Source organism: Paracoccus solventivorans, from assembly GCF_900142875.1.
In the GTDB taxonomy this organism is placed as follows: domain Bacteria; phylum Pseudomonadota; class Alphaproteobacteria; order Rhodobacterales; family Rhodobacteraceae; genus Paracoccus; species Paracoccus solventivorans.
Genome location: NZ_FRCK01000001.1, coordinates 559,340 through 579,554, shown reverse-complemented (window position 1 = coordinate 579,554; position 20,215 = coordinate 559,340). Strand labels below are relative to the sequence as shown.

Genomic DNA, 20,215 nt, shown 5'->3' with positions numbered 1-20,215 from the left:
ATGGCGCAGCCGGATGTGATCGTCGTCGGCGCCGGCGTCGTGGGGCTGTCCGCGGCGCTGGCCCTGCAGATGCGGGGGCTGGACGTGGTGGTGCTGGACCGCGAGGGACCGGCGGCGGGCGCATCGGCCGGCAATGCCGGGGCGTTCGCGTTCACCGACATCCTGCCGCTGGCCTCGCCCGGGATCCTGCGGAAAGCGCCGCGCTGGCTCCTGGACCCGCTGGGGCCGCTGACCGTGAAGCCGGCCTATGCGCTGAAGATCGCGCCGTGGATGTTCCGCTTCTGGCGGGCCTGTTCGCCGGCGCGGGTCGAGGGCTCGACCGTGGCGCAGACGGCGCTGATGGACCTGTCCAAGGCCGAGCTGGAGCCGTTCCTTGCGGCCACCGGCACAATGCCGATGCTGCGCCGCGACGGCAACTTGCAGGTTTATGAATCCGAGGCCGAGTTCCGCGCCTCGCTGCCCGGCTGGGAGGCGCGCACCCGCCACGGCATCGCCTTTCGCCACATGGACGCGGAAGAAATGGCCGAGCTGCAACCGGGCCTGTCGCCGCGCTTCGTCAAGGGCAGCTTCACGCCCGGGTGGTATTCGATCAGCGATCCCCGCGACTATGTGCTGGCGCTGGCGGATCGTTTCCGCGCCGGCGGCGGAAGGATCGAGCGGGCCGAGGTCACGGCGCTGTCCCCCGGCGCCGATGGCGTCGCGCTGGACCACGGCTGGCGCGCCGGCCATGTGGTGCTGGCGGCGGGCGCGCATTCCCACCGCATCGCGCGGTCCTTGGGTGAGAAGATCCCGCTGGAAACCGAGCGCGGCTATAACACCACGCTGCCGCCGGGCGCGTTCGACCTGCGCACGCAGGTGACCTTTGGCGGCCATGGCTTCGTGGTGTCGCGCCTGTCCAGCGGCATCCGCGTCGGCGGCGCGGTCGAGCTGGGCGGGCTGGAGCTGGCGCCCAATTTCCGCCGGGCCGAGGCGATGCTGAAAAAGGCGCAAGCGTTCCTGCCCGGGCTGGACCCGCAGGGCGGCGTGCAATGGATGGGCTTCCGCCCCTCGCTGCCCGACAGCCTGCCGGTGATCGGCCACTCGCGCGCCAGTCCGCGCGTCACCTATGCCTTTGGCCACGGCCATCTGGGGCTGACGCAATCGCCCGGCACCGCGCGGCTGGTCGCCGATCTGGTGACCGGCGCCGCCCCGCCGATCCCGCTGGCACCGTTTTCCTCGACAAGGTTCTGACCATGGCAAACCATACGTTTTCCTGCATCGACGGGCATACCTGTGGCAATCCGGTGCGGCTGGTTTCCGGCGGCGGGCCGCGGCTGATCGGCGCGGACATGCTGGAAAAGCGGGCGCATTTCCTGCGCGAGTTCGACTGGATCCGCACCGGGCTGATGTACGAGCCGCGCGGCCATGACATGATGTCGGGTTCCATCCTCTATCCGCCGACGCGCCCCGATTGCGACGTGGCGGTGCTGTTCATCGAGACCTCGGGCTGCCTGCCGATGTGCGGCCACGGCACCATCGGCACCATCACCATGGGGATCGAGAACGGGTTGATCACCCCACGCGAGCCCGGGCGGCTGTCGATCGAGACGCCCGCCGGCAAGGTCGACATCAGCTATGTCCAGCAGGGCCGCTTCGTCGAGGAGGTGCGGCTGACCAACGTCCCCGGCTTCCTCCATGCTGAGGGGCTGACCGCCGAGGTCCCCGGCCTGGGCGAGATCGTGGTGGACGTGGCCTATGGCGGCAATTTCTATGCCATCGTCGACCCGCAGAAGAACTTCCGCGACATCGCCGACCATACCGCAGGCCAACTGGTCGGCTGGTCACCGCTGCTGCGCGCGGCGCTGAATGCGAAATACGAGTTCACCCATCCCGAGGATGCCCGCATCAACGGGCTGTCGCATATCCTGTGGACCGGCGCGCCGACGCAGCCCGGCGCGCACGCCCGCAACGCGGTGTTCTATGGCGAAAAGGCCATCGACCGCAGCCCCTGCGGCACCGGCACCTCGGCCCGCATGGCGCAATGGGCGGCCAAGGGCAAATTGGCGGTCGGGGACGAGTTCTGGCACGAATCCATCATCGGCTCGATCTTCAAGGGCCGGGTCGAGGCAGCGGTGACAGTGGCGGGGCGCCCGGCGATCATCCCCTCGATCGGGGGCTGGGCGCGGCAGACCGGCATCAACACCATCTTCATCGACGACCGCGACCCTTACGCGCACGGGTTCGTGGTGAAATGACCGCGACCCGCATCCTGCCGGGGCTGGCCTTGGGCCCGGTGCTGGCCATGGACCAGGGGCTCAGCTTCTGGGGTGGGGTCGATCCGGCCACCGCGCGCGTGATCGACGCGCATCACTCGGCGCATGGGGCGGATCTGGCGGGGGCGGTGGTGCTGATGCCGACCAGCCGGGGATCGTGTTCGGGCTCCGGGGTAATGCTGGACCTGATGCTGAACGGGCGCGCCCCGGCGGCGCTGATCTTTTCGGAGCCCGAGGATATCCTGACCCTTGGCGCGCTGATCGGGGCCGAGATGTTCGGGCGGTCTTTGCCGGTACTGCGGGTCTCGGCTGCCGACTTCGCCCGCCTTGCCGCCCAGCCCCGCCTGCGGATCGGGGATGACGCGATCACCGGCGACGGGCTGCGCATCCCCATCACGGACCCGCCCGAGCACGCGCTGGCGCTGACCGAGGGTGACCGCGCCATCCTTGCCGGTCGCGACGGCGCGGCGGCGGCGCTGGCGATGCGGATCATCTGCGCCATGGCCCGCCAGCAGGGGGCGGCGGCGCTGACCGACATCAGCCGCGGCCATATCGACGGCTGCATCCTCGCCCACCCGGCGAACCTGATCTTTGCCGAGAAGATGGGGGACCTCGGCGCGCAGGTGCGGGTGCCGACCACCATCAACGCGATTTCCGTGGACCGCGAACACTGGCAAGCGCAGGGGGTGGACCCGAATTTCGGCGCCCGCGCCACGCGCCTCGCGGATGCCTATGTGCGCATGGGTTGCCGGCCCAGCTTCACCTGCGCGCCCTATCTGCTGACCGACCGCCCGCAGGCGGGCGAGGATATCGCCTGGGCGGAATCGAACGCGGTGGTCTATGCCAATTCGGTGCTGGGGGCGCGGACCCCGAAACACCCCGATTATCTGGATCTGTGCATGGCGGTGACCGGCCGTGCGCCGCTGGCCGGGGTCTATCTGGACGAGGCCCGTCGCCCGGAACTGGTGCTGGAGGTCGAGCCACCCGCGGACCCAGACGATTCCTTCTGGCCGCTGCTGGGCCATGTGGCGGGATCGGCCGCGCCCGCCGCGATCCCGCTGATCCGGGGCGTCGGGGGGCTGAACCCCTCGCCCGACGACCTCAAGGCGCTCTGCGCCGCTTTCGGCACCACCTCGGCCGCGCCGATGCTGCATGTCGAGGGCGTGACCCCCGAGGCCACGCGCCCGCCGCTGCCCCACGTCGTCCGTCGCCGCATCACCACCGCCGACCTTGCCGCCGCATGGGACGAGCTCAACCAGCAATTTCTTCATCATGAAAATATCCCGGAGCCCGAGGCAGAGCCTCGGTCCCGCGCCGCCACCGGCACCCCGGTCGATCTGGTCGCCATCGGCAGCCCCCATATCTCGCCCGCCGAGGGCCGCAAGCTGGCGGCGCTGCTCGACAGCCGCCCCGTCGTCATTCCGCTGATCGTCACCGCCGGGCGGGCGGTGATCGCGGAACTGAACGGCGACGGCACTCTGGCGCGGCTCAAGGAAAGCGGGGTGCAGGCGATCCCCGATCTCTGCTGGTGCTCGATCACCGAGCCGGTGTTCCCGCCGCAGGCGACCGCGGTGATGACCAATTCCGGCAAATACGCCCATTACGGCCCCGGCCTGTCCGGCCGCCCGCTGCGTTTCGGCAGCATGGGCGATTGCGTCGCCGCGGCGCTGACCGGGCACGCCCCCGGCAGACCCCATTGGCTAGGATAGACCCATGCGCAGCACCCGCACCATCCACGTGATTTCCGCTCATGCCGAGGGCGAGGTCGGCGATGTCATCGTCGGCGGGGTGCTGCCGCCCCCCGGCGACACGATCTGGGACCAGTCCCGCTGGATCGCCCGCGACGGCAGCTTGCGCAATTTTGTCCTGAACGAACCCCGGGGCGGGGTATTTCGGCACGTCAACCTGCTGGTGCCGCCCAAACACCCCGACGCCGATGCCGCCTTCATCATCATGGAGCCCGAGGACACGCCGCCGATGTCGGGGTCGAACTCGATCTGCGTGGCGACGGTGCTGCTGGACGGCGGGCTGGTGGAGATGCAGGAGCCCGAAACCCGGCTGGTGCTGGAGGCGCCCGGCGGCCTCGTCCGGGTCCGCGCCGAATGCCGGGACGGCAAGGCGGAACGCATCTTCGTACAGAACCTGCCCAGTTTCGCGGGTGAACTGGACCGCAGCCTCGAGGTCGAGGGGCTGGGCACGCTGACCGTCGATACCGCATTCGGCGGCGACAGTTTCGTGGTGGTGGACGCTGCCGCCATGGGCCTGCGGCTGGACGCGTCCGAGGCGCATGACATCGCCCGCATGGGCGTGCGCGTCACCAATGCCGCCAATGCGGCGATGCAGTTCCGCCACCCGACGCTGCCCGACTGGCGGCATTTCTCCTTCTGCCTGTTCGCCGGGCCGGTCACCCGCGACGAAAACGGGCTGCGGGCCGGGGCGGCGGTGGCGATCCAGCCGGGCAAGGTGGACCGCTCGCCCACCGGCACGGCGCTGTCGGCGCGCATGGCGCTGCTGCACGCGCGCGGGCAGATGGGGCTGGAGGACCGGCTGACCACGGTGTCGCTGATCGGCTCGACCTTCACCGGGCGGATCCTCGGCACCACCGATCTGGCCGGGACCCCCGCGATCCTGCCCGAAATCTCGGGGCGCGGCTGGATCACCGGCATCCACCAGCACATGCTGGACCCTTCGGACCCGTGGCCGCAGGGTTACCGGCTGACCGACAGCTGGGGCGCAAGATAGGCGGCAAGATGGCAAAGGACACCACAGTGAGGACCGAGCGCAAACGCGGCGAGGGCGTGCAGTTCGTCTATCAGGTGCTGCGCGACGACATCCTCAACCTGGCGCTGCCGCCGGGCAGCCCGATCGACGAGAACCAGCTGGCCGAGCGGCTGTCGATGTCGCGCACCCCGATCCGCGAGGCGCTGGTGCGGCTGGCGGGCGAGGGGCTGGTGACGACGCTGCCCAACCGCTCGACCGTGGTGTCCAACATCGACTTTCTGGACCTGCCCAGCTATTTCGACGCGCTGACGCTGATGTACCGGGTGACCACGCGGCTGGCGGCGGAAAACCGCACCCCGCAGGACCTGGGCCGGATCCGCGCGCTGCAGGGTGATTTCGCCCGCGCGGTGGCGGCGCAGGATGCGGCGGCGATGATCTCGGTCAACCGCGACTTCCATGCCGCCATCGCCGCGGCCGGGCGCAACAGCTATTACACCGGCATGTTCAGCCGTCTGCTGGACGAAGGGCGGCGGCTGCTGCGCATCTATTATTCCTCGTTCAACGACCAGCTGCCGCGCCGCTATGTCGAAGAGCACGAGGACATCATCGCCGCCGTTGAGGCGCGCGACATCGCCCGCGCCGACCAGCTGGCGACGCAGCACGCCGACCAGATCGTGCAGAAGCTGCAGCGGCTGATCGCGCAGGACCGGCGCCGGCATATCGAGCTGTAGGGGCAAGCTGTAGGGCCGGCCGGATTCTGTCGACAAATAAAATACAAACTGTATAACCAAAGCCAACGTCCAGCGATTCGCGCCCGTCCTCATCCGTCCAGCCCAGGAGTCCACGATGAACGCCCAGATCTTCGCAGGTTGCATCCCCGCGCTGATGACCCCCTGCACCAGCGACCGCACCCCCGATTACGATGCGCTGGTGCGCACCGGGCGGCGGCTGATCGACGCCGGCATGTCGGCGGTGGTCTATTGCGGCTCGATGGGCGACTGGCCGCTGCTGACCGACGAGCAGCGGATGGAGGGCGTGGCCCGGCTGGTCGCGGCCGGGGTGCCGGTCGTGGTCGGCACCGGCGCGGTGAACACCGCCACCGCGGTGGCCCACGCCGCCCATGCGCAAAAGGTGGGCGCGCACGGGCTGATGGTGATCCCGCGGCTGCTGTCGCGCAGCACCGCGGTCGACGCGCAGCGCAACCATTTCAAGGCGATCCTCGCGGCCGCGCCGGACCTGCCGGCGGTGATCTACAACAGCCCGTGGTACGGCTATTCCACCGGGGCCGAGCTGTTCTTTGCGCTGCGCCGGGAACACCCGAACCTGGTCGGCTTCAAGGAGTTCGGCGGTGCTGCGGCGATGGATTACGCCGCCGAGCACATCACCAGCCGCGACGACGACGCCATGCTGGTGGTGGGTGTCGATACCTGCACCTTCCACGGCTTCCTCCGTTGCGGCGCCGCGGGGGCGATCACCGGCATCGGCTGCGTCCTGCCCGAGGCCTCGCTGCATCTGGTGCGGCTGTGCAAGCAGGCCGCTGCCGGCGACGTGGTGGCCCGCCGCCGCGCGCAGGAACTGGACGAGGCGATGAAGGTGCTGTCGCGCTTTGACGAGGGCGCCGATCTGGTGCTGTTCTACAAATACCTGATGGTGCTCAAGGGGCATCCCGAGTTCGAGCTGCATTTCAACGAAACCGACGCGCTGTCCGACAGCCAGAAGGGCTTCGCCAAGGCGCAGCTGGAGCTGTTCGAGAAATGGTACGAGGGCTGGTCGCGCGAGGCGTGAGTTCTTCCACCCCGTAACCGCGTCTCGCCGTGCATCTTCCGCGCGGTGCGATACTGCCCAAGGCACGCCCTCGGGCTCAATCCACGCGAGGTCAGGCAAGGCCCGAACCGGGGGGGGGGGAAGCCCCCGGATCCCCGGGATATTTGGGGCAAGATGAAAGAGCCTCGCCCTGCACCGCGGCGCTCTCGGTGCTTCTTCCTTGCGCAAATATCCCGGGGTCCGGGGCAGCGCCCCGCCGTTCACTGCGGCTGCGACCCGAGGTCGAGGGGAGGGAGCGGGTGATCGGCCCGCTTCCCGAACAAGCGGGCCGAAGCGGCTGCCACGGGGGCACGCTGCCCCCGCCGCGGATCAGTCGCGCAGCAGCTCGTTGATCGAGGTCTTGGACCGGGTCTTGGCGTCCACCCGCTTGACGATCACCGCGCAATACAGATGCACGCCGTTCTTCGACGGCATCGAGCCGGCGACGACGACGGACCCGGCGGGCACCTCGCCATACATCACCTGACCGGTCTCGCGGTCGAGGATCTTGGTGGACTGGCCGATGAACACGCCCATGCCCAGCACGGAACCCTCGCGCACGATCACGCCCTCGACCACCTCGCTGCGGGCGCCGATGAAGCAGTCGTCCTCGATGATGGTGGGGCCGGCCTGCATCGGTTCCAGCACGCCGCCGATGCCGACGCCGCCCGACAGATGCACGCGCTTGCCGATCTGCGCGCAGGACCCGACGGTGGCCCAGGTGTCGACCATGGTGCCCTCGTCCACATAGGCGCCGAGGTTGACGAAGGACGGCATCAGCACCACGCCGCGCCCGATATAGGCCGAGCGGCGCACCACGCAGTTCGGCACCGCCCGGAACCCGGCCTGCGTCCAGCGGGCAGCGTCCCAGCCGGCGAACTTGCTGTCCACCTTGTCCCACCAGCCGCCGCCCTGCGGGCCGCCGGACTGGAACTCCATGTCCTTCAGCCGAAAGCCCAGCAGCACCGCCTTTTTCGCCCACTGGTTCACGTGCCAGTCGGCGCCGCGCTTTTCGGCCACCCGCAGCTCGCCCCGGTCCAGTGCCTCCAGCGTGGCCTCGATCGCGTCGCGGGTCTCGCCGGTGGTGGCGGGAGAAATCGAATCGCGCGCGTCCCAGGCGGCCTCGATGGCGGTCTCTAATGCTGCATAGGACATGGCGGCTCCTTCATCCCTCGGGTGGAAACTGTCAGCTTCGGGCTATAAGCGGGGGGGCAAGGGGGCGCAATCTTGACGCGCCGGGTGATGAGGGTCCGATGACGCCAGAAGACGATCGCAGCCACGCGTTCCGCGACAGCTACCAGGACGTGCGGGTCACGCGCCGCACCCCGGATACGCCGCAGACCCGCGCGCCGGCCTATCGGCTGGCGTTCACCGATACCGAGTTCCTGCTGCGCGAGGAACTGCGCCCGGTGCGGCTGCAGCTGGAACTGCTCAAGCCGCAGATGGTGCTGGACGAGCGCGGCGTGCAGTCGACGGTGGTGATGTTCGGCGGCGCCCGCATCCCGGCCCCCGAACAGGCCGAGACTGCTGCCACGCCGCGGCTGGGCGCGCTGTCGTGCTATTATACCGAGGCCGAGCGTTTCGCCGGCCTGATGACCCAGCGCAGCCTGGCCACCTATGGGCGGGAATGGGTGATCTGCACCGGCGGCGGCCCCGGCGTGATGGAGGCCGGCAACAAGGGCGCGCACGAGGCGGGCGGCCATTCCATCGGCCTGTCCATCGTGCTGCCCCACGAACAGGCGCCGAACAGCTTCGTGACGCCGGATTTGTGCTTCAACTTCCACTATTTCGCCATCCGGAAGATGCATTTCCTGATGCGGGCAAAGGTGATCACCATCTTCCCCGGCGGCTTCGGCACGATGGACGAGATGTTCGAGGCGCTGACCCTGATCCAGACCGGGCGGATGCGGCGGGTGCCGTTCCTGCTGTTCGGCGGCGCGTTCTGGCAAGAGATCATCAACTGGCAGGCGCTGGCCGCGGCCGGGACCATCAGCCCCGAGGACCTGGAGCTGATCCATTTCGTCGAAACCGCCGACGAGGCGGTCGAGATCATCGACGGGTTCGATTTTTCCGAGTGCTGAACGTGCGTCAGGCGCGGTGATAGGGAGCGCCGGCGAGGATGGTGGCGGCGCGGTAAAGCTGTTCGGCCAGCATCACCCGCACCAGCATATGCGGCCAGACCATCGCGCCGAAGGACAGGCTGTGCGCGGCGCGGTCGCGCAGTTCGGGGTCCAGCCCGTCGGCGCCGCCGATCAGGAACACCGCGTCGGCCTGGCCGTCGTCGCGCAGACGCGCCAGCAGGGCGGCGAAATCGGGAGAGCTCAGCTGCCGGCCGCGTTCGTCCAGCGCGATCACCGCCGCGCCCGCAGGGATCTGGCGCGCCAGCAGCGCGGCCTCGGCCGGTTTGCCGCCGCCGCGCCGGTCCTCGACCTCGGCGATCTCGGCCGGGCCCAGCCCCAGCGGGCGGCCGGTCTGGGCGAATCGGGACAGGTAATCCGCGATCAGCGGCGATTCGGGGGCGCGGGCGGGCAGGCGGCCCACCGCCGCGATACGGACCCGCAGCATCGCCGGCGCTTATTGCGCCAGCGTGCGGCCCGCCCCGTCGCGCCCGGCGTCATCGCGGGCGGCGTCGGCGCGCAGGCTGGCCAGCGCATCGGCCGGCATCCACATCTTTTCCAGCTGATAGAACTCGCGCACTTCCGGGCGGAAGACGTGGACGATCACCTCGTCGGTGTCGATCAGCACCCAGTCGCCGGTATCCTTGCCCTCGATCCGGGCGCCGCGGCCGGTCTGGGCCTTCAGCCGCTCGACCAGCTTGTCGGCGATGGAGGCCACCTGCCGCGAGTTGCGGCCCGAGGCGATGACCATATGGTCCGCCATCGCGGAACGCCCGCGCAGGTCGATGGTGACGATATCCTCGGCCTTGTCATCCTCGAGCGAGGCGATGATGCGGGCCAGCAGCTGGTCGCTGCCTTCCGAGGCGGTCGCGGCCGGCGTGTCGGCCGGCGGGACGGTGGTGGACAGGGGACTTCCTCCGGTCAGCGCGCCGCAAGACCCCGGCGCCGGGATGGGACAAAGATAGCACGAGAGCGCCCGTTCTCAACCACCGCGACGCAGATTCCTGCGAGGGGCGGCGGAAATTGCCGGGCAGGGCGGGCCTGGCCTGCCCCGATGGGGCCCTGCGCATGGGCCAACCCCTTGCAGGACGGGGCGTCAAGGGGGTATCTAGACGGAATGATCCGGTTTTTCGACATATCCGATCGCGCCCGCCTGCCCGGCCGGTTCTACGGCCTTTGCCGGACGGTGACCGCGCGACTGTGAACGGCCGTGCCTGCGCGCCGCCTGCTGCGGCGCCTCAAGACGTGTTTTCCGTGTTCCCGCGCCTTATGCCATCTTTCCGAAAGAGACAGCCATGACCGGCACCCCGACCCAAAGCGGCCCCCGCACGCTTTACGACAAGATCTTCGACGCTCATGTCGTCGACCGCCAGCCCGACGGCACCTGCCTGCTGTATATCGACCGCCACCTCGTGCACGAGGTCACTAGCCCGCAGGCGTTCGAGGGGCTGCGCATGACCGGCCGCAAGGTGCGCGCGCCGGAAAAGACCATCGCCGTGCCTGACCACAACGTGCCCACCACCGCCGACCGCGTGGACGGGATCGAGAACCCCGAGGGCCGCGCCCAGGTCGCCGAGCTGGACAAGAACGCCCGCGAGTTCGGGGTGAACTACTATCCGATGAACGACATCCGTCAGGGGATCGTCCATATCGTCGGCCCGGAACAGGGCTGGACCCTGCCCGGGATGACCGTGGTCTGCGGCGACAGCCACACCGCCACCCATGGCGCCTTCGGCGCGCTGGCGCACGGCATCGGCACCTCGGAAGTGGAGCACGTGCTGGCCACCCAGACGCTGATCCAGAAGAAGTCGAAAAACATGAAGGTGGAAATCACCGGGCGCCTGCGCCCCGGCGTGACCGCCAAGGACATCACGCTCGCGGTGATCGGCAAGACCGGCACCGCCGGCGGCACCGGCCATGTCATCGAATACTGCGGCGAGGCGATCCGCGAGCTGTCGATGGAAGGCCGCATGACCGTCTGCAACATGGCGATCGAGGGCGGCGCCCGCGCCGGTCTGATCGCGCCCGACGAAAAGACCTTTGAATACGTCAAGGGCCGCCCGCACGCGCCCAAAGGCGCCGCGTGGGAAGCGGCGCTGTCCTGGTGGAAGACCCTGTTTTCCGACGAGGGCGCGCATTGGGACAAGGTGGTCACCATCCGCGGCGAGGATATCGAGCCGGTGGTGACCTGGGGCACCTCGCCCGAGGACGTGCTGCCGATCGGCGGCACCGTCCCCGCCCCCGAGGATTTCGAGGGCGGCAAGGTCGAGGCCGCGCGCCGGTCGCTGGACTACATGGGGCTGACCCCGGGCATGAAGCTGACCGACATCAAGGTCGACGCGGTGTTCATCGGATCCTGCACCAACGGCCGCATCGAGGACCTGCGCGCCGCCGCCGGGGTGCTGCGCGGCAAGCATCTGGCGCCGGGCGTGCGCGGGATGGTGGTCCCCGGCTCGGGTCTGGTGCGGATGCAGGCCGAGGAAGAGGGGCTGGACCGCGTGTTCATCGACGCCGGCTTCGACTGGCGGCTGGCCGGCTGTTCCATGTGCCTGGGGATGAACCCCGACCAGCTGGCGCCGGGCGAACGCTGCGCCGCCACCTCGAACCGCAACTTCGAGGGCCGGATGGGCCGCGGCGGGCGCACGCATCTGATGTCGCCGGTCATGGCCGCCGCCGCAGGCATCGCCGGGCATCTGGTCGATGTGCGCGAGGTGCTGGCCGAGGCCCCGGCCACCGCATAAGCCTTTGTCCCCGCCCGCGCGGCCACGGGGCCGCCGGGCCCCAACCCGAAAGGATGGCGCAATGAAAGGCAGCACGGCACTGATCATCGCGGGCGTCGTAGCCCTGATCGGGGGCATCATCGCCCTGGCATTCCCGCTGCCGGCCTCGCTGGCGGTAGCGATCTTCGTCGGCTGGGCCTTCGTGGTCAGCGGCGCGCTGGGTCTGTGGGCGGCGTTTTCCGACGGCAGCCTGCCCAACCGCGGCTGGTTCGGGCTGCTCAGCCTGCTGAACCTGGTGCTGGGGGTCTGGATGCTGGCCCGCCCGCTGGAGGGGATGATCTCGCTGACCATCGTGGTGGGGGCGCTGTTCCTCGTCTCGGGGGCGTCGCGGCTGTATCTGGCGGCGACCGAGTATCGCGGCAGCCAGATGATGTGGACCATGGTGCTGTCGGCGCTGATCTCGCTGGGGCTGGGGCTCTACATCCTGTTCCGCCTGCCCGAGGCCAGCGCCGTGGCGCTGGGGGTGCTGCTGGCGGTCGAGCTGATCGTGGTCGGCACCGCGCTGCTGATGGCGGGGGTGGCGATGCGCCGCATCGGGCGGCCCTGACGGCCGCCACGACCGAAACACCGGCCCGCGGCCCCGCCGCCGGCCAACCTGTCGCGCGGCACGCCGCGGCAGTCGATTTTCCCGGAGCGAAGACATGGACAAGTTCACCACCCTGACTGGCATCGCGGCGCCCATGCCGCTGGTCAACATCGACACCGACATGATCATTCCCAAGCAGTTCCTGAAGACGATCCATCGTTCCGGGCTGGGGAAGAACCTGTTCGACGAGATGCGCTATTTCCCCGACGGCACCGAGAACCCCGATTTCGTGCTGAACAAGCCGGCGTGGCGCGACTCGCAGATCATCGTCGCAGGCGACAATTTCGGCTGCGGCTCGTCGCGCGAACATGCGCCCTGGGCGCTGCTGGACTATGGGATCCGGGCGGTGATCTCGACCAGCTTCGCGGACATCTTTTATAACAACTGCTTCAAGAACGGCATTCTGCCCATCGTGCTGCCGGCCGAGGCGGTCGAGGCGCTGATGAAGGACGCGGAAAACGGCGCCAATGCGCGGCTGACCGTCGATCTGGAATCGCAGACCGTGACCGGCGCCGATGGCACCGCCTATCACTTCGACATCGACCCGCACCGCAAGCACTGCCTGCTGAACGGGCTGGACGATATCGGGCTGACCATGGAGAAAGCCCCCGCGATCGAGGCGTATGAGACCCGCATCGCGCAATCGCAGCCCTGGGTCTAGGCTTGCGCCTTTGGGCTGCGCTGGCCCTGTGGCTGGCGCTGGCCGCCGGGCCGGCGCTGGCCGAGCGGCTGCGCATCGCGACGTTTTCCCCCGACCTCTCGCGCGAGGGGCCGGGGCTTTTGTTGCGCGACATCTCCTCGGGCAAGGATGCGCAGGTCGCCGCCGCGGTGCAGGTGATCGCCGCGGTCGCGCCCGATGTGCTGCTGCTGACCGGTTTCGACTGGGACCACGAGGGGCAGGCGCTGGCCGCCTTTGCCGCGCTGCTGGCGGATGCGGGGGTGGACTATCCCCACCGCCACGCCAGCCGCCCCAACCGCGGCATGGCGACCTTGCTGGACCTGGACGGCGACGGCCGGCTGGGCAGTCCCGACGATGCGCAGGGCTTCGGGCAGTTTTCGGGGCAGAAGGGCATGGCGCTGCTGTCGCGGCTGCCGCTGGGCGAGGTTGTCGACCATTCGGCGCTGCTGTGGCGCGACCTGCCGGGCAACCTGATGCCTCCGGCCCCGGCAGAGGTCGCGGCGGTGCAGCGTCTGTCCACCACCGCGCATTGGCAGGTGCCGGTGCTGATGGGCGAGCGGCCGCTGACGCTGCTGGCCTGGGCGGCGACGCCGCCGGTGTTCGGCCGCGGCGACCGCAACGCCCGGCGCAACCACGACGAGGCCGCGTTCTGGCTGGACCATCTGCCAAAGGGGCGGTTCGTGCTGATCGGAAATACCAACCTCGACCCCGTGGACGGCGAGGGGCGGCGTCAGGCGATGGCGGCGCTGCTGACCCGCGTGCAGGACCCGCGCCCCGCCAGCGAGGGCGGGCGGCTGGCGCCCCAGACCGGCGCCAATGCCGCGCAGCGGGGCGATTCGGCGCTGGACACCGCCGAATGGGGCGTTGAGCCCGGCCGGCCGGGCAACATGCGGGTGGATGTGGTGCTGCCCTCGCCCGATCTCACCGTGCTGGACGCGGGGGTGTTCTGGCCTGCGCCGGGGGACCCCATGGCCGAGGCCGCCCGCACCGCGTCCCGTCACCGGCTGGTCTGGGTCGATCTGGCGGTTGAGTGAACGGCTGCGGCTGGCATCGCCATGGCGCGAGCGGTCGCAGTGACGACGCCCGGATTGCCGAACCTGTGGTTTACTGCGGGTGGTCGGTCGGCGTGGTGCCGCCGCCCATCTGCTTCAGCCGCGCGATCAGCGGCCCCGCGGTCGGGCCGATGCGGTCGCAGGCGCCGGGATCGTCCAGCAGCTGGAAGGCCGGGCCGTAATATTCGCGGTCGTAGTCCTGCGCGCTCAGCCCCAGCTGCGCGGCCAGCTGGTCGCCGGTGGCGGTGATCAGCGTCCATTCCGCGTCCGAGATCGCATGGTCGGGGCAGTTCGAGGTGATCACGTTCACCTGCGCCAGCTCGGCGATCAGCGCGCGCGCCTGCGCCTGCGACAGGCTGGATGTGTCGGGCAGCGGCACCGTCATTCCCCGTTCGGCCAGTCCGGCCCCCGCGGCGGCGATCCAGACGGCTGCGGCAGCCATGGCCAGCATGGGTTTCATCGTCCGACTCCTTCATTCCTGCGCTCCGCTGCGGGCGGCGGGACCAACCCACCGGAGCGGCGGCCGGACTGCAAGCCAAATGCCCGTGAACTTGACGCCTCGGCAGGGCAGGGCTACGCGGAAACCATCCGCGAAACCCGAAACGCAAAGGCGCAAGATGACCGACAGCTATTCCCTTCTGATCCTGCCGGGCGACGGCATCGGCCCCGAAGTCATGGCCGAGGTCCGCAAGGTCATCGACTGGTTCCAGGCCAACCGCGGCATGCGTTTCGATGTGTCCGAAGGGCTGGTCGGCGGCTGCGCCTATGACGCCCACGGCACGCCGCTGTCGGACGAGACCATGGCGCAGGCGCAGGCGGTGGATGCGGTGCTGCTGGGCGCGGTCGGCGGCCCCAAATACGACAACCTCGATTTCAGCGTGAAGCCGGAGCGGGGGCTGCTGCGCCTGCGCAAGGAAATGGACCTGTTCGCCAACCTGCGCCCGGCGCAGTGCTTCGACGCGCTGGCGGATTTTTCCAGCCTCAAGCGCGAGGTGGTCGCGGGCCTCGACATCCTGATCGTGCGCGAGCTGACCTCGGGCGTCTATTTCGGCGAGCCGCGCGGCATCTTCACCGAAGGCAATGAGCGTGTGGGCATCAACACCCAGCGCTATACGGAATCGGAGATCGCCCGCGTCGCCCGCGCGGCGTTCGAGCTGGCGCGCAAGCGGCAGGGTCGCCTGTGCTCGATGGAAAAGGCCAATGTGATGGAATCGGGGATCCTGTGGCGCGAGGTCGTTCAGAAGGTCCACGACGAGGAATACCCCGACGTCGAGTTGTCGCATATGTACGCCGACAACGGCGCCATGCAGCTGGTGCGCAACCCGCGCCAGTTCGACGTGATCGTGACCGACAATCTGTTCGGTGACATCCTGTCGGATGCGGCGGCGATGCTGACCGGCAGCCTCGGGATGCTGCCCTCGGCCAGCCTGGGCGCCCCGGCTGCCAACGGCCGCCCCAAGGCACTGTACGAGCCGGTGCACGGCTCGGCCCCCGACATCGCCGGGCAGGGCAAGGCCAACCCGATCGCCTGCATCCTCAGCTTTGCCATGGCGCTGCGCTATTCCTTTGGCGAGGGCCAGGCCGCCGACGATCTGGAAGCCGCGGTAGAAAAGGTGCTGGCCGAGGGCGCCCGCACCGCCGATCTGATGGGGCCGGAAGGCGGCACCCCGATCTCGACCTCGGCCATGGGCGACCGCATCGTCGCTGCGCTGGCCGGCTGATCCCCGTTGGCGCGGCCGCCGTGTGGCCGGCCGCGCCGCAACCGCAAGTTTGCGCGCCATCCCCCCTTGCATTCGCCCGCGCCACAGGATACCTGCCCCGTCACGGTCGGAGCGTAGCGCAGCCTGGTAGCGCACCTGCTTCGGGAGCAGGGGGTCGGAGGTTCGAATCCTCTCGCTCCGACCAGTTGCAGTGTATGTCGTTTCAGAGAGTCTTGCCTTTTGTGTCAAAAGGCGACCCTCTGGTGAGGTCGAGAGCTTCGCGGCTGAGTTCGCCGGGTCGGACCGCTTGCATGCACTTTGCCGTGTAACCCTAGAGGCGATCGTCGGTCACGGCCCAGAACCGCTCGTCGGACGCCCCCCATGCTGCATGGCCGCATTCTCCGAATGCTGCCGCTCGACTGGCGCCACGGCGAAATCCCGACCAGAATCGCTGCTCCAAGGGACGGAACGGGCCTTCGATGGCTGGTCTTTTGCAAGCCTTTCATCCGCGCCCGGCATCTGCCTGCTGTCATTCAGCGTGATGGTGTCGTAGTGATGGCAAAACGATTCAGGTCAGGCAATGCGAACTCATTTTGCTGCTCTTCTCGCTCTCATGATCGTCACCGGATGCGCGGTCGGTTCTGGTGCAGTGGTAAAGGGCGTCGGGCCAGGTGATCTCCTGAAGCTGCGCGAAGGCCCTGGCCTCAACCACAACATCATCATCGGCCTGCCTGACGGAACGCGCCTCACCCGCCAGAACTGCGTCACGAACAACGGCAAGGTCTGGTGCAGGGTCTCGCTCGCCGACAGGCCCGGTATCTCGGGTTACGTTTCGGCGGACTATCTGGCGCATCGCTGACAGCAACATGGTCGGCCCTTTGCAGACGTTGGCGCGACGATCTGATGCTACGTCGCGGCTTCACCACTGCGGACATTCGGGGTGCCTGCAGCAATCTTCCTGTCCGAGCTTGAAGCAGGCTTCGCGCGGATTGCGGGTTGGCGTCGCGCAGAGTAAAAAATTCCGAGCAACACCGGGAGGTATTTATGGACCAGTCCGATCAGGAACTCGAGCGTCTCAGCGCGCTGTTGCATGCGCTGCCCATCGAGAACATGCCCATGACGCTCAGTGAACTTGATGGCTATGTAGTCGGTGTTCTTGCCTGCCCGGATATGATCCCGCCCTCGGAATGGATGTCCCATGTCTGGGGAGAGACAGGTGAGGCAAATTTTCCCGATCAGAAAACCGCCGAAGCCACGGTCGGTGCGGTCATGGCTCACTACAACTCGGTTGCGGAGGCGATGACCCGCTCACCTTGGATCGAACCCATCTACGAGGTTGACCCCAACAGTGATGAGGTGATGTGGGAGCCTTGGATCGATGGCTTCACTCGCGCTATGGGGCTAAGACCGGATGCTTGGGATCGACTGCTCGCTCAGGCCGACGAAGAGACGCGGACGACGATGATCTTCTTGATGGCGCTTCAGGAAATATACACTGGCCACAGCAAGTTCACGGATGAGGAGATCGACGAAATCGACCTTGAAGCACCCAATCTGATCCCGAACTGCGTTGCGACGATACTCTATCAGTCTCGTCCCGAGCTTTCCCGCATGGAGCCCGCAAATCGTTCCGAGATGCCGTTCAACGCCGGTCCCCGGCCCGGGCGGAACGACCCATGCTCCTGTGGGTCGGGCCGCAAATACAAGCAATGTTGCGGTCGGAACTGACCGATCGCCCAAGTCTCTCACGGCCCAAAGCTGCCGGTCGACCTCGACAAATTCTGCATAGCCGCATTCCTTGAAGCGGCAGTTCGTATTGCTCCGCAGCAGACACCGGGCCAGGATGGCAGCGACGCCGGACAAAGCAGCCGATCACTATCACGGTTAAAATTCTATGGACACTACCTGGTGCCCGCTGTGCTACTACTCCAAGTAGTCAGTTGACCGCAGTCTTCTCATGTCCAAGCTATTGGATTTGCTGAAGATGCCCAGAACACTGCTTTCCGATTTCGCTCGCTCCCAATCATGCTTAAGTAGTCTGGAAATTTGCGCCAGAAATTTAGCTTCCAATATGCTATTTGGGCCATTCATGCTCGCCCTGAGAGAGATTAAGATATCTTTGTCATCCCTGTCATCCGGGTTGAGGCGAATTTGAAATTCAGAGACAATATCCATAAATCTCTGTGATTTAGTCTCGTTAAGTTGCATCAATCGGACGGCCTCAACCGCCATTTTTCTGATTTGATCACGCCATTCTTTACGTTCCCCTGTCACGTCTTTTGAGTAGCTTGTTAGCTTGGCAGTCGCATAGGAAACGACGATTGACGTAATAACAGTAATGATAGAAGCCATGGGCGTAGGCGCTGCTCTTCCGAAGCAGGGGTGGATCTGTTGCGTGTTAACAGTAAGCGACGTGCAGAAGCCTTAACAGATACCGACGTTCGGGCTCATCAAGAAATTTCGATGACCGCAATGGTCTCCAAGTAAGATGCTTGCACCACAGCAACTGGCAGGTTCGGCACCCTAGCCGCTCCGCTCACCGTGGCAGGCGAGCTCGGCCCTTTGCGGTCATGCACGATGCCACAGGGTTCTGAAACGCAGGGTTTTCGAAAGCGGACATTGGTCATTCGGCATTTTTGCGGGTTTGATGCCATGCAGACCACGCGGTACGTTCGCAATAGGCAATTGCCAACTCGTCCTGCGTCATCCTCGCAAGTTCGTCGAAATCTCCCGCCCCGGCCATGAATTCCAGAAGCCGTTCTTTGTTCGTTTCTTTGTAGGATCGGTAAAGGAACTCGGCCAACTCCAACCAGTTTTTTGGTTCCGCGCGCTTTTCCTCGAGTATCCCGAAGAAAGTTTCTGGATGTCGCCGCCATGCGGCCCATTCCCGCTCTGTTAGTTCATGCGAGACCATGACGCGCCGACCGTCTTGCAGGCAATACACGCCTTGAGCGTTTCCCCACGATTCCATGACGATGGCCTGTTCCAACACGCCGGGAACCAGGTCACCCCTTTCATCCGGAATCATATACTCGTGCCCAGTTCGCAGTCTTGGGTACTCATCGTCTTCACTAAACGCAAATTCTGGAATCTCCCCGTCAAACGTGATTGGGATATGGCTGTGCTCTTTCAGTGAATCGAACAAGACAAGGATTTCTTTGTGGCGCTCAAGAGTTTCTAGGTAATCCTTGAAACGGCTGACCTGAGCACCAATGCCAAAGTCCGCGATGCGGTATCCGTCTACAACTGCCTGCAAACCGATGCCTGCCGCTTCCAAATTGTTGTGGTAGGCATGATTTGTCACAACGACATAGGCCGGGGGATAGTGCTTCCCATCGCTATCAAGGTAATCCTCTGCTACTTTTATTTGTTCAAGAGCGGACTCGACCCACGTTCCCGAATAGTCTTCTCCGACGACATCAGGAACATTGACCTCGATAAAGACAATTCTCTCATGGTCCGCGCGCTTGCGAAGCGCCTTCGCCAGCTTTTGCCCGACACGCAGGCGCTTGGCGTCATCGATCGGCCCGTCCATGCCGATAGTTCTATTTCGAGCTTTCACCTCAACTGCAAACTGACGCCCGGTTTGTGGATGCGTTGCAATGAATTCCACATGGCTGTCGCTTCCATCCCTTTCGTTCTCGTACTCAATCTCAAACCCGGCCTTTAGTATTGCCGCCGAGGCATACGTTTCAAAGAGCTTTCCGATGAAGTCGTCGGTCCTTGCGCTCTTGAGACGATGGACAAAGCTTTGAAGGATCGCTTCGGCCTTCCCCGGCTCCGAATGATGCGCAATGAGATACAAGTTATACGCAAGGTTCAGGAACGCCCGTTGCGCCCCAGTCATGGGGCCAGAAAAAAATCCATTCTTATCTACGGCCATCTTTCGCGCGTCGCCCATAGCCTGATCAAACCAGCGCACGATTTGATGGCGCTCTATAGGTGGCTTTGTCCGCTGCTTTTCAATCCAGTCTCTCCCGAGCAACATGAAGATATACTCACGTAGAAAGTCGTGAAAGGTTCTCCAGCTGGGCGAGTAGTAGACCCGGTTCCCCACGGCGACGATGCGTTGTCCCTGAAACTCGGTTGAGATAATTGGTTTGCCGAGCCCTTGTTGCTTTTGGCGTTGGGAATTCTCGGCCTCAAGCTCCTTCAGTTTCGCTTCGAAGGCATCATCGGCACCGGGATGAAACGCGTTGCCAGCGAGTCGCCCGTGGCAGTGCTTGTACTTCTTGCCGCTGCCGCATGGGCAGGGATGGTTGCGCCCGATTTTTGCCAACGTGAAGGCCCTGATGGTGTGTCCTGTAGGTCCGTTTGAATACTACCGAGCGACATGATACGCCGGCATGAACATCGTGGGAACAACTTTCCTGAGTGCTAGTGTGCCCGCACGTTCGCCGTCAATGGCCTAGGAACTCCCAACTTCATTTTGTATTTCTGGCTCAACCCTGCCCAATGCCTGCTTCGAAGCTATTCCCGTATCACAGGTGCATTTGCGGCGAATTTACGCTTTCCGCCCGCAGCG

20 protein-coding genes and 1 tRNA gene are annotated in these 20,215 nt (G+C 66.3%); 15 read left to right on the top strand and 6 right to left on the bottom strand.

Annotation, left to right across the window (positions count from 1 at the left end; all coding sequences use genetic code 11):
* The 6 genes from BUB57_RS02910 (at window position 1) to BUB57_RS02885 (ending at window position 6,758) form a co-directional block, all read left to right on the top strand.
* On the top strand, window positions 1–1,230 hold the full coding sequence (locus tag BUB57_RS02910) for an NAD(P)/FAD-dependent oxidoreductase (RefSeq protein ID WP_073061725.1): 1,230 nt from the start codon (window positions 1–3) through the stop codon (window positions 1,228–1,230).
* 2 nt (window positions 1,231–1,232) lie between these two features.
* A complete protein-coding gene (locus BUB57_RS02905; RefSeq protein WP_073061721.1) occupies window positions 1,233–2,234 on the top strand; it encodes a 4-hydroxyproline epimerase in 1,002 nt (333 codons plus the stop codon).
* Window positions 2,231–3,961 carry a cis-3-hydroxy-L-proline dehydratase gene (gene lhpI, locus BUB57_RS02900; protein ID WP_073061717.1) on the top strand — a complete coding sequence of 577 codons (1,731 nt, stop codon included), beginning with the start codon at window positions 2,231–2,233 and terminating at the stop codon, window positions 3,959–3,961. Before BUB57_RS02905 ends, lhpI begins: the two co-directional genes overlap by 4 nt.
* Window positions 3,962–3,965: 4 nt before the next feature.
* Window positions 3,966–4,994 (top strand): trans-3-hydroxy-L-proline dehydratase, encoded by a 1,029-nt coding sequence (locus BUB57_RS02895; protein WP_073061714.1) that lies wholly within the window; start codon window positions 3,966–3,968, stop codon window positions 4,992–4,994.
* A gap of 8 nt (window positions 4,995–5,002) precedes the next feature.
* Window positions 5,003–5,704, top strand: a complete 702-nt coding sequence (locus tag BUB57_RS02890; RefSeq protein WP_073061711.1) for a GntR family transcriptional regulator — start codon at window positions 5,003–5,005, stop codon at window positions 5,702–5,704.
* Between the two features lie 115 nt (window positions 5,705–5,819).
* On the top strand, window positions 5,820–6,758 hold the full coding sequence (locus BUB57_RS02885) for a dihydrodipicolinate synthase family protein (RefSeq protein ID WP_073061708.1): 939 nt from the start codon (window positions 5,820–5,822) through the stop codon (window positions 6,756–6,758).
* A gap of 348 nt (window positions 6,759–7,106) precedes the next feature.
* Here the strand turns inward: BUB57_RS02885 and dapD are convergent, their stop codons facing one another.
* A complete protein-coding gene (dapD, locus tag BUB57_RS02880; RefSeq protein ID WP_073061705.1) occupies window positions 7,107–7,931 on the bottom strand; it encodes a 2,3,4,5-tetrahydropyridine-2,6-dicarboxylate N-succinyltransferase in 825 nt (274 codons plus the stop codon).
* 98 nt (window positions 7,932–8,029) lie between these two features.
* Between dapD and BUB57_RS02875 the strand changes: the two genes are divergently transcribed.
* Window positions 8,030–8,857 carry an LOG family protein gene (locus tag BUB57_RS02875; protein ID WP_073061702.1) on the top strand — a complete coding sequence of 276 codons (828 nt, stop codon included), beginning with the start codon at window positions 8,030–8,032 and terminating at the stop codon, window positions 8,855–8,857.
* A gap of 7 nt (window positions 8,858–8,864) precedes the next feature.
* Here BUB57_RS02875 and rlmH read toward each other — a convergent pair whose 3' ends face one another.
* Both rlmH and rsfS read right to left on the bottom strand, forming a co-directional pair.
* Window positions 8,865–9,338 carry a 23S rRNA (pseudouridine(1915)-N(3))-methyltransferase RlmH gene (rlmH, locus tag BUB57_RS02870; RefSeq protein WP_073062081.1) on the bottom strand — a complete coding sequence of 158 codons (474 nt, stop codon included), beginning with the start codon at window positions 9,336–9,338 and terminating at the stop codon, window positions 8,865–8,867.
* A gap of 12 nt (window positions 9,339–9,350) precedes the next feature.
* The gene (rsfS, locus tag BUB57_RS02865; RefSeq protein WP_084731922.1) at window positions 9,351–9,800 is read right to left on the bottom strand and encodes a ribosome silencing factor; all 450 of its coding nucleotides are present in this window, start codon (window positions 9,798–9,800) and stop codon (window positions 9,351–9,353) included.
* Between the two features lie 388 nt (window positions 9,801–10,188).
* Between rsfS and leuC the strand changes: the two genes are divergently transcribed.
* The 4 genes from leuC to BUB57_RS02845 all read left to right on the top strand — a co-directional run bounded on the left by leuC (window position 10,189) and on the right by BUB57_RS02845 (window position 13,972).
* A complete protein-coding gene (leuC, locus tag BUB57_RS02860) occupies window positions 10,189–11,634 on the top strand; it encodes a 3-isopropylmalate dehydratase large subunit (RefSeq protein WP_073061689.1) in 1,446 nt (481 codons plus the stop codon).
* Window positions 11,635–11,695: 61 nt separating this feature from the next.
* Window positions 11,696–12,220: an HdeD family acid-resistance protein gene (locus tag BUB57_RS02855; RefSeq protein ID WP_073061683.1), complete on the top strand. Its 525-nt coding sequence runs from the start codon at window positions 11,696–11,698 to the stop codon at window positions 12,218–12,220.
* A 94-nt stretch (window positions 12,221–12,314) separates the two neighbouring features.
* Window positions 12,315–12,920 (top strand): 3-isopropylmalate dehydratase small subunit, encoded by a 606-nt coding sequence (gene leuD, locus BUB57_RS02850; protein WP_073061679.1) that lies wholly within the window; start codon window positions 12,315–12,317, stop codon window positions 12,918–12,920.
* Window positions 12,921–12,922: 2 nt separating this feature from the next.
* The gene (locus BUB57_RS02845; protein WP_073061675.1) at window positions 12,923–13,972 is read left to right on the top strand and encodes an endonuclease/exonuclease/phosphatase family protein; all 1,050 of its coding nucleotides are present in this window, start codon (window positions 12,923–12,925) and stop codon (window positions 13,970–13,972) included.
* Window positions 13,973–14,042: 70 nt separating this feature from the next.
* Here the strand turns inward: BUB57_RS02845 and BUB57_RS02840 are convergent, their stop codons facing one another.
* Window positions 14,043–14,450, bottom strand: a complete 408-nt coding sequence (locus BUB57_RS02840; RefSeq protein ID WP_073061672.1) for a hypothetical protein — start codon at window positions 14,448–14,450, stop codon at window positions 14,043–14,045.
* A gap of 157 nt (window positions 14,451–14,607) precedes the next feature.
* On the opposite strand from BUB57_RS02840, the gene leuB reads away from it, so the two are divergent.
* The 4 genes from leuB to BUB57_RS02820 all read left to right on the top strand — a co-directional run bounded on the left by leuB (window position 14,608) and on the right by BUB57_RS02820 (window position 17,418).
* Complete coding sequence (gene leuB / locus BUB57_RS02835) at window positions 14,608–15,711, top strand: 3-isopropylmalate dehydrogenase (protein ID WP_073061669.1); 1,104 nt, start codon at window positions 14,608–14,610, stop codon at window positions 15,709–15,711.
* A gap of 107 nt (window positions 15,712–15,818) precedes the next feature.
* A tRNA-Pro gene (locus tag BUB57_RS02830) sits at window positions 15,819–15,895 on the top strand.
* 375 nt (window positions 15,896–16,270) lie between these two features.
* Window positions 16,271–16,549, top strand: coding sequence for an SH3 domain-containing protein (locus tag BUB57_RS02825; RefSeq protein ID WP_073061667.1), 279 nt, complete (start codon window positions 16,271–16,273; stop codon window positions 16,547–16,549).
* Between the two features lie 185 nt (window positions 16,550–16,734).
* Window positions 16,735–17,418 (top strand): UPF0149 family protein, encoded by a 684-nt coding sequence (locus tag BUB57_RS02820; protein WP_073061664.1) that lies wholly within the window; start codon window positions 16,735–16,737, stop codon window positions 17,416–17,418.
* A gap of 195 nt (window positions 17,419–17,613) precedes the next feature.
* Here BUB57_RS02820 and BUB57_RS16440 read toward each other — a convergent pair whose 3' ends face one another.
* Entirely contained in the window at window positions 17,614–18,042 is a 429-nt protein-coding gene (locus BUB57_RS16440; RefSeq protein ID WP_143159586.1) for a hypothetical protein, read from the bottom strand.
* A gap of 271 nt (window positions 18,043–18,313) precedes the next feature.
* Window positions 18,314–19,969, bottom strand: a complete 1,656-nt coding sequence (locus tag BUB57_RS02815) for a YecA family protein (protein WP_073061661.1) — start codon at window positions 19,967–19,969, stop codon at window positions 18,314–18,316.
* Between the last annotated feature and the right edge of the window lie 246 nt (window positions 19,970–20,215).

What these genes read in the sequence shown, in the direction of transcription:
- lhpI (WP_073061717.1), top strand. Translation starts at nt 2,231, where the DNA reads ATGACCGCGACCCGCATCCTGCCGGGGCTGGCCTTGGGCCCGGTGCTG.
- BUB57_RS02910 (WP_073061725.1), top strand. Translation starts at nt 1, where the DNA reads ATGGCGCAGCCGGATGTGATCGTCGTCGGCGCCGGCGTCGTGGGGCTG.
- BUB57_RS16440 (WP_143159586.1), bottom strand. Translation starts at nt 18,042, where the DNA reads ATGGCTTCTATCATTACTGTTATTACGTCAATCGTCGTTTCCTATGCG.
- BUB57_RS02825 (WP_073061667.1), top strand. Translation starts at nt 16,271, where the DNA reads ATGCGAACTCATTTTGCTGCTCTTCTCGCTCTCATGATCGTCACCGGA.
- BUB57_RS02890 (WP_073061711.1), top strand. Translation starts at nt 5,003, where the DNA reads ATGGCAAAGGACACCACAGTGAGGACCGAGCGCAAACGCGGCGAGGGC.
- leuC (WP_073061689.1), top strand. Translation starts at nt 10,189, where the DNA reads ATGACCGGCACCCCGACCCAAAGCGGCCCCCGCACGCTTTACGACAAG.
- dapD (WP_073061705.1), bottom strand. Translation starts at nt 7,931, where the DNA reads ATGTCCTATGCAGCATTAGAGACCGCCATCGAGGCCGCCTGGGACGCG.
- BUB57_RS02840 (WP_073061672.1), bottom strand. Translation starts at nt 14,450, where the DNA reads ATGAAACCCATGCTGGCCATGGCTGCCGCAGCCGTCTGGATCGCCGCC.
- leuB (WP_073061669.1), top strand. Translation starts at nt 14,608, where the DNA reads ATGACCGACAGCTATTCCCTTCTGATCCTGCCGGGCGACGGCATCGGC.
- BUB57_RS02855 (WP_073061683.1), top strand. Translation starts at nt 11,696, where the DNA reads ATGAAAGGCAGCACGGCACTGATCATCGCGGGCGTCGTAGCCCTGATC.
- leuD (WP_073061679.1), top strand. Translation starts at nt 12,315, where the DNA reads ATGGACAAGTTCACCACCCTGACTGGCATCGCGGCGCCCATGCCGCTG.
- BUB57_RS02895 (WP_073061714.1), top strand. Translation starts at nt 3,966, where the DNA reads ATGCGCAGCACCCGCACCATCCACGTGATTTCCGCTCATGCCGAGGGC.
- BUB57_RS02885 (WP_073061708.1), top strand. Translation starts at nt 5,820, where the DNA reads ATGAACGCCCAGATCTTCGCAGGTTGCATCCCCGCGCTGATGACCCCC.
- BUB57_RS02875 (WP_073061702.1), top strand. Translation starts at nt 8,030, where the DNA reads ATGACGCCAGAAGACGATCGCAGCCACGCGTTCCGCGACAGCTACCAG.
- BUB57_RS02905 (WP_073061721.1), top strand. Translation starts at nt 1,233, where the DNA reads ATGGCAAACCATACGTTTTCCTGCATCGACGGGCATACCTGTGGCAAT.
- BUB57_RS02820 (WP_073061664.1), top strand. Translation starts at nt 16,735, where the DNA reads ATGGACCAGTCCGATCAGGAACTCGAGCGTCTCAGCGCGCTGTTGCAT.